Source organism: Mesorhizobium sp. M0991 (assembly GCF_040318915.1).
In the GTDB taxonomy this organism is placed as follows: Bacteria; Pseudomonadota; Alphaproteobacteria; order Rhizobiales; family Rhizobiaceae; genus Mesorhizobium.
In genome coordinates this window covers 142,868-154,922 of record NZ_JAMYNE010000012.1, presented here as the reverse complement: position 1 = coordinate 154,922, position 12,055 = coordinate 142,868, and the positions used below count along the sequence as shown (strand labels likewise).

At 63.0% G+C, this 12,055-nt stretch carries 11 protein-coding genes; 6 read left to right on the top strand and 5 right to left on the bottom strand.

Features of this window, described 5'->3' with window-relative positions; translation table 11 throughout:
* Positions 1–111: 111 nt before the first annotated feature.
* Positions 112–324 carry a DUF1674 domain-containing protein gene (locus tag NKH70_RS19115; RefSeq protein ID WP_352909723.1) on the top strand — a complete coding sequence of 71 codons (213 nt, stop codon included), beginning with the start codon at positions 112–114 and terminating at the stop codon, positions 322–324.
* Between the two features lie 17 nt (positions 325–341).
* Here NKH70_RS19115 and NKH70_RS19110 read toward each other — a convergent pair whose 3' ends face one another.
* The gene (locus NKH70_RS19110) at positions 342–1,013 is read right to left on the bottom strand and encodes an HAD-IA family hydrolase (RefSeq protein ID WP_353025818.1); all 672 of its coding nucleotides are present in this window, start codon (positions 1,011–1,013) and stop codon (positions 342–344) included.
* Positions 1,014–1,193: 180 nt separating this feature from the next.
* Between NKH70_RS19110 and NKH70_RS19105 the strand changes: the two genes are divergently transcribed.
* The 3 genes from NKH70_RS19105 to NKH70_RS19095 all read left to right on the top strand — a co-directional run bounded on the left by NKH70_RS19105 (position 1,194) and on the right by NKH70_RS19095 (position 5,408).
* Complete coding sequence (locus NKH70_RS19105) at positions 1,194–2,063, top strand: transglutaminase-like domain-containing protein (protein ID WP_352909729.1); 870 nt, start codon at positions 1,194–1,196, stop codon at positions 2,061–2,063.
* Positions 2,064–2,391: 328 nt separating this feature from the next.
* Positions 2,392–3,753, top strand: a complete 1,362-nt coding sequence (locus NKH70_RS19100; RefSeq protein WP_352909731.1) for a pilus assembly protein TadG-related protein — start codon at positions 2,392–2,394, stop codon at positions 3,751–3,753.
* Between the two features lie 386 nt (positions 3,754–4,139).
* Positions 4,140–5,408, top strand: coding sequence for a class I SAM-dependent methyltransferase (locus tag NKH70_RS19095; RefSeq protein ID WP_352978937.1), 1,269 nt, complete (start codon positions 4,140–4,142; stop codon positions 5,406–5,408).
* On the opposite strand, the gene NKH70_RS19090 is transcribed toward NKH70_RS19095, so the two are convergent.
* Complete coding sequence (locus NKH70_RS19090) at positions 5,409–6,155, bottom strand: MOSC domain-containing protein (protein ID WP_352909735.1); 747 nt, start codon at positions 6,153–6,155, stop codon at positions 5,409–5,411.
* Between the two features lies 1 nt (position 6,156).
* Positions 6,157–8,112: an acetate--CoA ligase gene (gene acs, locus NKH70_RS19085; protein ID WP_352909737.1), complete on the bottom strand. Its 1,956-nt coding sequence runs from the start codon at positions 8,110–8,112 to the stop codon at positions 6,157–6,159.
* Positions 8,113–8,417: 305 nt separating this feature from the next.
* On the opposite strand from acs, the gene NKH70_RS19080 reads away from it, so the two are divergent.
* Complete coding sequence (locus NKH70_RS19080; protein ID WP_352909739.1) at positions 8,418–8,690, top strand: usg protein; 273 nt, start codon at positions 8,418–8,420, stop codon at positions 8,688–8,690.
* Between the two features lie 45 nt (positions 8,691–8,735).
* Here the strand turns inward: NKH70_RS19080 and NKH70_RS19075 are convergent, their stop codons facing one another.
* Both NKH70_RS19075 and NKH70_RS19070 read right to left on the bottom strand, forming a co-directional pair.
* Complete coding sequence (locus tag NKH70_RS19075) at positions 8,736–9,770, bottom strand: aldo/keto reductase (RefSeq protein WP_352909741.1); 1,035 nt, start codon at positions 9,768–9,770, stop codon at positions 8,736–8,738.
* 56 nt (positions 9,771–9,826) lie between these two features.
* Positions 9,827–11,008, bottom strand: a complete 1,182-nt coding sequence (locus tag NKH70_RS19070) for an MFS transporter (protein ID WP_353025815.1) — start codon at positions 11,006–11,008, stop codon at positions 9,827–9,829.
* 137 nt (positions 11,009–11,145) lie between these two features.
* On the opposite strand from NKH70_RS19070, the gene NKH70_RS19065 reads away from it, so the two are divergent.
* Complete coding sequence (locus NKH70_RS19065) at positions 11,146–12,054, top strand: LysR family transcriptional regulator (protein WP_352909745.1); 909 nt, start codon at positions 11,146–11,148, stop codon at positions 12,052–12,054.
* Position 12,055: the final 1 nt, after the last annotated feature.

Here is a 12,055-nt window from a genome sequence, read left to right as displayed (position 1 = left end):
CTCCGTTCTGGCCCAACAAAGGGGTCGATCCTTGTGGGCCCATCGCTATATGATGGGAAACAGCGGTTCCCGTTTCAATCGGGGGCCTGTTTCAATCTAGCGGAAGATCGCATGATCGACGAAACCAGCACAACGAATGCTAACGGCGAGCCGCAAAAGCCGCTGACGCCAGCAGCACGGCGTGCCTTGGCCGAGGCCGAGGCCCGGCGGGAGAAATATCGCGAGAAGGAAGCCGCACAACCGAGAGAGATCGGCGGGCGCGGCGGCAAGGAGCCCGGCCGCTACGGCGACTGGGAGGTCAAGGGCCTGACCAGCGACTTTTAGCCCAGGCAGGGTGCTAGTTAAACAGGCAGCGCGGCCCGCTCCACTTCGATGGCAATCCAGCCGCTGGAATCGACGGCGATGCCGATCGCTTCATAGCCGGCGACGGTGGCATGTGGCGTCTCCAACGGATGCCGGTGCGTGGCGCTGATCACCACGATTGCGGCGCCCGCGGCTTCGGCCGCCGCAATGCCGGCCGGCGCGTCCTCGAAGACGAGGCAGTCGCCCACATCGACGCCGAGCCGTTCGGCCGCCAGCTGGAAGCAGTCGGGCGCCGGCTTGCCGCGGGATACGTCCTCCGCCGCAACGATCACGGCGGGAGCCGGAATACCGGCGGCCTGCAGGCGCAGCAGGGCGAGCTCGCGCGGTGCCGAGGTGGCGATCGCCCAGCTTCCGGGCGGCAGCGACGCCAGGAAGGCCGCGGCGCCCGCAATCGGGCGAATGCCCTCGACATCGGCCGCCTCGGCCTGCAGAAGCGAATCGGCTTCGCGGGCAGGATCGACGCCTCGGAGCGCCAGCCGGCCGATGGTCTCGATCGCCCGCAGGCCGTGGATGGTCGGCAGGAATGCAGCGACGTCAAGACCTTGCCGATGCGCCCAAGCTGCCCAGACCCTTTCCGCCGCGGCAATCGAATTGAGAATCGTGCCGTCCATATCGAACAGGAAGGCCGCGAATTTTCTGCCTGCAAACATCGGTTTTTCCGGGGTCATCTTGGAGGGATTATTTCGAAAGACGCGTGTCGATCGACCGTAACGTTGCCGCGTCCGTATGGGAAGCCGCGAGGGCGTCGTTTTCGACGTTCGCAAGGAACCGCCGCACACTCTCCTGCGTTGACCAGCACTATCTTCCATGACGATCGTAGGGGGACGGCGATGCTGATCAGGCTCGGCTATGAAATTGCCATTGAATGCGCTGCAGCCACGCCGGTCGTTTCGCTGCTCGAGATCCACAGGGATCGCCAGGCCGACATCAAGCGGCAGACGCGCGTGCTGACGTCGCCGTCGGTTCCAACCAGGGTCTACCACGATCTTTTCGGCAATAGCTGCCGCCGCTTCACGGCGCCGGCCGGAAGCTTTCGCATCCTCTATGACGCGGTGGTCGAGGACAGCGGCGAGCCGGACGAAGTCAACACGCTGGCCAGGGAAGTCCCGGTCGCCGAATTGCCGGACGAGGTGCTCGGCTATCTGCTCGGCAGCCGTTACTGCGAGACCGATCATCTCGGTGATCTGGCGTGGCAACTTTTCGGCCAGCGTCCGCCGGGCTGGGCGCGGGTGCAGGCGATCGTCGACTATGTCCACAACCGGCTGTCGTTCGGCTACGGCTATGCGCGCTCGACCCGCACGGCGGCGCAGGCGCATGAGGAACGCGTCGGCGTCTGCCGCGATTTTGCCCATCTGGCGATCACGCTCTGCCGCTGCATGAACATCCCGGCCCGTTACGTGAACGGCTACCTCGGCGATATCGGCGTGCCCGCCGATCCGGCGCCAATGGATTTCTCGGCGTGGGTGGAAGTGTTCCTCGAGGGCAGATGGTACACTTTCGATCCTCGCCACAATGTGCCGAGGATCGGCCGCGTCGTCATCGCCCGCGGCCGCGACGCCACCGACGTGCCGCTGCTGCACAGTTTCGGCCCGCATCGGCTCAGCCTGTTCAAGGTCTGGACGCACGAGCAGGAAGGCAATCTGTTCAAGCCGCCTTATCGTGGCGTCGACAAGACCGTCAGCGCACGGATGCTGGCCTAGTCTTTCGGGACACATTCACAGTCCGTGTTTCCATTTCCCGCCACCGCGGTCGTGCTGAACCGGTTCGATACATCTCGTCTGTACCGGATTGGGACGCAGTCCAGTCGTCCTGAATTGCGAGCCTGATCTTGGTAAGCGCTTTGTCAACAAAGCCGCGCCGACGCAGCTTTCGTTTACCCGCTGTTTACCTTGCCGCCGCTCGAAACCGTTTGGAAACAATGCGTGGGCGGGAGCCGGTCGCTTTCCCGCGCCCGGCGGCGCGATCCGGCCGGATTCCTGCAATGCACGTTCGGACAGCTGCAGGCTGTAGCGAATGGAGGCGGAAGGAATGCGGCGTTTCGGGGGTCTTGTTCAGGCGATCGGCGGCTTTGCCGGGGATCGCAGCGGAAATTTCGCGGTGCTGTTTGGGATAATCGGCTCGGTGTTGGCACTGAGTGTCGGCTTTGCCGTCAACTTATCCCAACTCTACAATGTGAAATCGAGCCTGCAGGGCGTGGTCGATGCGGCGGTCACCTCGACGGCCCGCGACTTGACAACCGGCGTCATCAGCGAGACCGACGCCAGCAAATCGGTGCAGGCCTTTCTCGACGCCAACAGCATGGCGGGTATCCTGCAGGACAACCAGATCGTTCTCGATAATCTGGTTGTCGACAGGACAGCCAAGACTGTCCAGGCGGACGCCCATGTCAACGTCAACTACTATTTCCCGCTTTTCAGCACGGGTGGCATGCAGCGCGTCCCCGCATCTACGACGGCGCTCTATTCGGACAAGCAGATCGAAGTCGCGATGATGCTGGACGTGACCGGGTCGATGGCCGGCCAGAAAATCATCGATCTGCGGACGGCTGCGGCGAATGCCGTCGACAGCTTCCTGGGCGGCCAGGACCCTGCCAACCCGCGAGTGCGCGTCTCCATCGTGCCCTACGCGAATTCGGTGAATGCCGGCGCGCTTGCCGCCAGCAGCGTCTATGTCGAAACCTCCACCAGCCAGCGCAAGCAGGCGCCCGGCAATGGCGCCGTACAGTATGTCTCCGGCTTTGTGCGTCCGGACAATTGTGCCACCGAGCGCAAAGGGACCTATCAGTATTCGGATGCAGGCCCCGACGTCAGCATGGTCAATCGCGACTACCTGCTGTCATCCTTCGCCTGGCAGACCGGCACGGCTGCCTGCCCTGCCGCCGCGTTGAAACCGCTGACGGCGGACGCCACGGCGCTCAAGAACGTCATCAAGACCTTTGTCGCGTCGGGTGGCACCGCCGGCCATGTCGGCGTGCAGTGGAGCTGGTACATGCTTTCGGAAAACTGGGGCAGTGTGATGAAAGCCTCGGAACGGCCGGCCAAGATGGATCCAAAGAAGGTTGCCAAGATCGCGATCCTGATGACCGATGGCGAATTCAACCTGTCCTATTTCGACGCCAGCACCGTCGGTGACGTCTACAATAGCGCGGGCAAGGAGCCGCCCCGCACGGCGGCCAAGACACTCTGCGCTGCGATGCGCAACAAGGGCATCGAGATATTCACCATCGGGTTTGACCTAAACGAAACGAATGCCAAGGCGACGCTCCAGGATTGCGCGAGCCCGGACACCGCCAAGATCAAGCACTTTTATCAGGCGGCCAATGGAACCGAACTCAACCAGGCTTTCCAGGATATAGCCCGCAACGTCGAGATGTTGACCGTAACCAAATAAGGGACAACAGCCCAAAAAGAAAAGGCCGCCGCTTCTCGCGAAGCCGGCGGCCTTCCGTGTTTCCGTCCATGGCGCGGCTCCTGGCTGCGACACTGGTCGCCAGCCGCGCATCTCGCGCCTTAACGGGAAGACTGCTTCCCGAAAGTGCGATCCGCTGAGGCCACGTTCTGGAAAACGAAATCACTCGACATCGGATCACCTCCTTTCGATTTGTTGAACACTTCCTCATGATGGGGTGTCATCCGGCAAATGGCAAGGCGCGGCACCCGAAAATCCTGAACAAGCGTGCTTGCGCGCCCAAGCGGCTTGCGGCCCGCCGATCGGGCAGGCAAGATCGAGCCGCTATTGTTCCGGGCCACTATTTTGCCGGGTAAGGGAGGACGGGGATGGAAGCAGCCGAGAGAGCGGCCCGGATTGTTCGGACGGTCATCGAAACGCTGAAGCCGGGTTTCGCGGTGAGGCTGTGGACAGGCGAGCGGATCGGCCCGGCTACCGGCCCGGTGCTCACCATCAACGACCAGGACATCGTCTGGCAGATCGTACGTCGGCCCTCTTTATCGACGCTGATCGAGATGTGGATTGCCAAGGCGGTCGACGTCGAAAACGGATCGCTGTTCGATTTCTACGCCTTGCCCACGCATGGCAAGCTCAGGACCAAGCTCAAGACATTGCCGAAGCTGGCGATCCTGCGCGACCTGCCGGCGGTGCTGTTTTCGCGAAAACAGATGACCGCGCGAACCGATCTTTCCGGCCGCAATCCTTACGTCAGCGGTTCGAGCAAAGAGGCGATCCAGCATCACTACGACATTTCCAACGCATTCTACCGGCTCTTCCTCGACGAGCGCATGGTCTATAGCTGCGGCTACTTCAAGGATTTCGCCAACGATATCGATCAGGCCCAGAGAGACAAGCTCGACCATATCTGCCGCAAGCTTCGGCTGAAGCCCGGCGAAAAACTGCTCGACATAGGCTGCGGCTGGGGAGCAATGCTCATTCATGCGGTGAAGAATTATGGCGTCGTCGGCCACGGCGTCTCGCTGTCGGAGGCACAGACCGAGCTCGCCCGCGAACGCATCCGCGCCGAGGGGCTGGAGGACCGCATCACCATCGAGATCAAGTCCTATGCCGAGCTGTCCGGCTCCTTCGACAAGATCTCGTCGATCGGCATGTTCGAGCATCTGGGGCTTGCCAACCATGCGGCCTATTTCTCGAGGATCCATCGCCTGCTCAAACCCGGCGGCATCTATCTGCACCACGCCATCACTCGGCGCGACAAGGGCAACATGAAGAAGACGCTGCGCAAGGGGCCGGAATTCAAGGCGCTGATCAAATACATTTTTCCGGGCGGCGAACTCGATACGATCGGCATGACGCTCGGCAATCTCGAGGCGCACGGCTTCCTCGTCTACGACGTCGAAAATTTGCGCGAGCACTATGCGCGCACCTGCAGGCTGTGGGCAGAGCGTCTCCACGCACGCTTTGACGAAGCCATCGCCGAGGTCGGCGAAGCCAAGGCGCGGCTCTGGCTGCTTTATCTCACCGGCTGCTCGATTACCTTCGAACGCGCCTCGGCGCAGATTTTCCAGACCGTCGCCACAAGGCGCGCGCGTGGGCCGAGCGGGCTGCCGCCGACGCGGGCAGATTTATATCGATAACTACAGAAGGCGTATCGTGGCGCCGATCTCGACGCGAGCCGATCGATCGACGGTGCAGTAGACACCGAGATTATGGGCGTTGTGGCGGACCAGGCTGCGCAGGATTGCCGGGTCGTGGTCGAACCCGTCCTGGCCAATGATGGTGAAGCCGCAGCGGCGGCACGGCTCGGAGATGGTCAGGAGCAGGTCGCCGATTGCCAGCTTGCGCCCGATCCATTCCGTCTCGGGGAACGACCCCTCGACCTCCGGCATATCGACGACGATGTTGGGGCGGAAGCGGCGCGGGTCGGCGGCGCCTTCCGGATGCAACGCCTTCAGGCGCGCCAGCGAAGTGGTGGTCAGGAGGTGGATGGGCGCCTTGCGGTAACTCTCGCCGGTCAGAAGGCCGGCGTAGTCCGGCGCATCTTTCTGGCGAAACGGCCGGATCGAGGCCGCGAAGCCGAGAAAGGCGGAAACGGCTCGGTCACATTCGGCTCCGGGCGCTGGCAGCCAATCGCCCTGCGGTGTAGCAATCTCGAGTTGGCGGGCTCGCGACAACCGGGTCCGAATGAGCGGCACTTTGTGCCATTTCGCCTCGCGGTCAGGCCGCGCGATCTCACCGTCAGAGGCGTCGACAAGGCCGAACAGGCGATCGCCGTCGATGGTTTCAGGGCCGACGGAGATCACGTCCTGGCGTTCGCCGGCGAGCGAACTCGCCGGATAGCGCCAGAGCTCGCTGACAGTGCCGATCTCCGTCGAGGCAGGCATCTCAGGCCCTCTTGTTCTGCCGGTTGGCGATCAGGTCGTCGACGACCGCCGGATCGGCCAGCGTCGAGGTGTCGCCGAGCGTGGCAAAATCGTCCTCGGCGATCTTGCGCAGGATGCGCCGCATGATCTTGCCGGAACGGGTCTTCGGCAGGCCGGGCGCGAACTGGATCTTGTCAGGCGAAGCGATGGCGCCGATCTCCTTGCGGACATGGGCGACGAGCTCCTGGCGCAGTTCCTCGCTTGGCGTCTCGCCGGCCATCAGCGTGACATAGCAGTAAATGCCCTGGCCCTTGATATCGTGCGGGTAGCCGACGACGGCGGCCTCCGAGACCTTCTCATGCGAAACCAGCGCCGATTCGACCTCGGCGGTGCCCATGCGGTGGCCGGAGACGTTGATGACGTCGTCGACGCGGCCGGTGATCCAGTAGTAGCCGTCAGCATCGCGGCGGCAGCCGTCACCGGTGAAGTACCTGCCCTTGTAGGTCGAGAAATAGGTCTGCACGAAGCGGTCGTGATCGCCATAGACGGTGCGCATCTGGCCCGGCCACGAGTCGGCAATACAAAGATTGCCGCTGGCTTCGCCTTCCAGCACCTTGCCGTCGGCATCGACCAGCTGCGGGTTGACGCCAAAGAAGGGCCGCGTCGCCGAACCCGCCTTGAGGTGGGTGGCGCCCGGAACCGGCGTGATCATGATGCCGCCGGTCTCGGTCTGCCACCAGGTGTCGACGATCGGCACCTTGCCGTTGCCGACGACGTTGAAATACCACTCCCAGGCTTCCGGATTGATCGGCTCGCCGACGGTGCCGAGCACGCGCAGCGACTTGCGCGACGTTTTGGTGACATGGGCATCGCCGGCGCCCATCAGCGCGCGCAGCGCGGTCGGTGCGGTGTAGAAGATGTTGACCTTGTGCTTGTCGATCACGTCCCAGAAACGCGACTGCGACGGGTAGTTCGGCACGCCTTCGAACATCAGCGTGGTGGCGCCGTTGGCGAGCGGCCCGTAGACGATGTAGCTGTGGCCGGTGACCCAGCCGACATCGGCGGTGCACCAGTAGATATCGCCGTCATGATAGTCGAAGACATATTGGTGGGTCATCGAGACATAAACGAGATAGCCGGCCGTGGTGTGCAGCACGCCCTTCGGCTTGCCGGTCGAGCCGGATGTGTAGAGGATGAAGAGCGGGTCCTCGGCGTTCATCTTCTCGGGCTTGCATTCGGCCTTAACCGTGGCGACCTCGTCATGGTACCAGACGTCGCGCCCGACGGCCCAGCCGGTCTTGCCGCCGGTGCGGCGTACTACCAAGACCTTTTCGACTTTCGTTCCGGCCTTGGCGGCGATCTCGATCGCCTTGTCGGTGTTGTCCTTCAACGGGATCGACTTGCCTCCGCGCAGGCCTTCGTCGGCGGTGATGACGAAGGTCGACTTGCAGTCGTCGATGCGTCCGGCCAGCGCATCCGGCGAAAAGCCGCCGAAGACGACCGAATGAATGGCGCCGATGCGCGTGCAGGCGAGCATCGCATAAGCGGCCTCCGGGATCATCGGCATGTAGATGGTGACGCGGTCGCCCTTCTTGACGCCGTGCTTCTTCATCACATTGGCGAGGCGGCAGACATGCGCGTAAAGCTGGTTATAGGTGATCTTCCTGTCGTCGTAGGGATTGTCGCCTTCCCAGATGATAGCGGTCTGGTCGCCGCGCTTCTTCAGATGCCTGTCGATGCAGTTCCAGGAAACGTTGGTCTGGCCATCCTCGAACCATTTGATTGAGACCTTGCCGTCGAAGGACGTGTTCTTGACCTTGCTGTACGGCTTGAACCAGTCGATGCGCTTGCCGTGCTTGCCCCAGAACTTGTCCGGGTTCTTGACGCTGTCGGCGTACCATTTCAGGTAGGTGTCGCTGTCAATCAGCGCGTTCTTCTTCCACGCCGGCTGGACGCGATGGACATGAACATCGGACATTTCTTCGCCTTCCTCCCCAAAACCAAACCGCCGGCTTGACTGCCGGCAGGATCGCAGCGATGCGGCCGCGAATTCGCGCGCATTATTAACAGTTCGGCCGCGACGGCAACATTAGACGTTGGATTCGCGCGGCGGGATGCCGCAGGCGCTTTACCAGGCGGTGTCAGCACTCTCGTTAGGCGGCTGCTAAGCGCATGTTTTTGCGGGAGAAATCTGGTTCGATCATAGAAATATCAATAGACGATTAAGCAAATCGGGTGCACAATTTCAGGCTGGGAGGAAGGAGAATCAACCAAGGGACCGCAATGCGCGACCATTCCGAAATGGACCTGATGCTCAAGGGCTATGGCTTGACCACGGCCAAGATTCTTTATCACTTTCCCGATCATCCGCATCTGCTGCAGAGCTTCATCTGGCAGGATTACGACATCGCCCCGAAATTTCCGGTGCTGATCCGCTTCATCGAGTTCTGGAAGGCCAAGCTCGAAGGCCCGCTGCATTCGGTCAGCTACACGCACCACAAGCTGATCGCGCCGAACGAATGGCGCAAGGTCGACGGCGAGTTCGTGCTGCATTAGCCGGGCGGGCGGCAGCCTGGGAGCCGCCGCCCAGCTTTTGGAGCGTCAGATTGCGGGCGGGTTCAGCCGGGCAAACCCCTCCTGCCGGCGATAGGGAAAATACGGGTAGGGTGCGGTGACCTCACTTGCCGTGTCGAGCTTCTCCATCTGCTCGGCTGTCAATGACCATCCGACGGCGCCGAGATTCTGGCGCAACTGCTCCTCGTTGCGCGCGCCGATGATGACGGAGGCGACGGTCGGCCGCTGCAGCAGCCAGTTGATGGCGATCTGCGGTACGGTCTTGCCGGTTTCCTCGGCGATAACGTCAAGCGCGTCGACCACCCGATAGAGATGCTCGTCCTCGACGGGCGGTCCGAAGCTTACCGTGTCGTGCAGCCGACTTTTCTCAGGCAGCTTCTGGCCACGGCGGATCTTGCCGGTCAAGCGGCCCCAGCCGAGCGGGCTCCACACCAACGCACCGACGCCCTGATCGAGGCCGAGCGGCATCAACTCCCATTCATAATCGCGTCCGACCAGCGAGTAATAGACCTGATGGGCGACGTATCGGGGATAGCCATGTCTATCCGCCAGGCCGAGCGACTTCATCACTTGCCAGCCGGAAAAATTGGAGACGCCGACATAACGCAGCTTGCCGGCGCGCACGAGACTGTCCAGCGTCGACAGCACCTCCTCGATCGGTGTTGCGGCGTCGAAAGCGTGCAGTTGCAGCAGGTCGATGTAGTCGGTGTCAAGACGCCTCAGCGCGTCTTCGACTGCCTTGATTAGGCGTGAACGTGACGAGCCGGCATCGTTGGGACCGTCGCCCATCGGCAGCGAGGTCTTGGTCGAGATCAGCACGGCGTCGCGGCGGCCCTTGATGGCAGCGCCGAGCACTTGTTCGGAAGCGCCATTCGAATAGACATCGGCGGTGTCGAACAAGTTGACGCCGGCCTCAAGGCAGATGTCGACCAGCCGTCGCGCTTCCGTCGCATCGCTGTTGCCCCAGGCGCCGAACAGCGGGCCTGAACCGCCGAAGGTTCCAGCGCCGAACGAGAGCGCCGGGACCTTCAGGCCCGATGCGCCAAGATTTCGATAATCCATGGGTTTGCTCCTTGTGGAAGGATGGCTGTTTCAAAGATTGGTTGAGCTTTGCCGTTCTATGACCGAGCGATTTCCGGTGTGGCGAGGACGGGATCTCGGTCGAGGCGCAGCGCAAACGCCGCCACGGCGAGCGCTGAAAGCGGTAACAGGGCCGCGACCCAGGTGACGGCACCGAGGCCGGGACCATGGGCGATGACCAAGCCGCCGAGCCAGGCGCCGGCCGCATTGCCGAGGTTGAAGGCGGCGATGTTGAAGGATGAAGCTAGGCTCTGGCCGGCGCCTTGTGCCTTTTCCAGTACCCACATCTGCAGCGGCGCCACGGTGGCGAAGGCGGCGGCGCCGAGCAGGCCGACATAGATAACGGCCATGACCTGGCTGTGCAGGGCGAAGGTCATGGTGCCGAGCACCAGTGCCAGGACGACGAGACTGCCGAGAACGGAAGGTACCAGCCAGCGGTCGGCGAACTTGCCGCCGGCGAGGTTGCCGGCGATGAGGCCGCCGCCGAAGACCAGCAGGATAGGCGACACCGCTGCTTCCTCAAAACCGGTGATCTCGGTCAGCAACGGGGCGATGTAGGTGAAGACGGCGAAGACGCCGGCATAGCCAAGCACGGTGGTGGCAAAGCCAAGCAGGACAGGCGTGCGGCCGAGCACGGCGAGATCGGCGCGCAAATTGCTCTTCTCAGGCTCTGTTCGGCTGCGCGGCACCAGCAGGAGAATGATGGCGAAGGCGGCGATGCCGACCAGGGTCACCGCCCAGAAGGTCGCGCGCCAGCCGAAGGCCTGCCCGAGCCATGTGCCGAAGGGCACGCCGAGGATATTGGCGATGGTCAGGCCGGTGAACATCAGGGCGATTGCCGAGGCTTTCTTGTTGGGCGCCACCAGTCCGGTCGCCACGACCGAGCCGACGCCGAAGAAGGTGCCGTGGGCGAAGGCGGTCAGCACGCGCGCACCCATCAGCGTCCAGTAGTCTGGGGCAAGTGCACAAGCGAGGTTGCCCAGCGTGAAGATCGCCATCAGCGCCAGAAGCACGGTTTTGCGCGGCCAGCGGCCGGTTACGATCGTCAGCAGCGGCGCGCCGATGACAACGCCGAGCGCATAGCCGGAAATCAACTGGCCGGCAGCTGAGATCGAGACGCCGAGGTCGGTGCTGACGTCGAGCAGCAGGCCCATGATGACGAATTCGGTGACGCCGATGCCAAAGGCACCGGCGGCAAGAGCGTTAAGAGCGAGGGGCATGGCGGTTCCCACTTCGATGACGACCGGTTTTGACGACCGGCGCCGTGTCCTCCCACGCCCCAATCCGGAAGATCGTGCCGCGATGTGCTGTGAACCAGCCTTGCATCGGGCACATCGTCTGTGAAATAGATTCACCAATGGCCAGGCCCGAAATCAATCGCTCCGGCGAGATCGAAGTGTTCGTCCGCGTCGTCGAGGCGGGCAGCTTTTCGGCCGCTGCCCGCGCGTTACGGATGACGCCGTCGGCGGTGAGCAAGCTGATCGCGCGGCTGGAGGCGCGGCTTGGCGCGCGGCTGGTCAGCCGTTCGACGCGCAAGCTGCAACTGACGCCGGAGGGGGCGGCGTTCTTCGACAGCGGAGTGCGTATCCTGGCCGACATGGCAGCGGCCGAGCGCGAGGCAGCGGCGGGTGCCGCGCCGCGTGGCCGGCTGCGGATTAACAGCTACGTGCCTTTCGGACAGCATCGGCTGATCCCGCTTTTGCCGCGTTTTCTGGAGCGCTACCCCGAAATCTCGGTCGATCTGGTGTTGACCGACGATGTCATCGATCTGATGGAGGAGCGCGCTGACGTCGCCATCCGCGCCGGGCCGCTCGGCGAATCACGGCTGGTGGCGCGCAAGCTCGGGCAGAGCCGGGTGGTCGTCGTTGCGGCGCCATCGTATCTCGAAGCGCGTGGCACGCCCAAGACGCCCGCCGATCTCGATCGTCACAACCGGATGGGCTTCCGTTTCGTACGTCACCTCGAGGGCTGGCCTTTTATCGACGCGGCCGGCAAGCCGACCACCCTGTCGATCATCGGAAATACGCTGGTCAGCGACGGCGAGGCGATGCGGCTGGTGGCGCTCTCTGGGGCGGGCATCGCCCGGCTGGCACGTTGGCACGTGGAAGCCGACATTGCCGCCGGCCGGCTTCTGCCGCTGCTGGAAGAGTTCAACCCCGGCGACGAGGAACTCACCCACGCCGTCTATGTCGGCCAAGGCAAGCATCTGCCGGCGCGGGTGCGGGCCTTTTTGGACTTTTTGGTCGAGACTGTCCGGCTGACCTGAG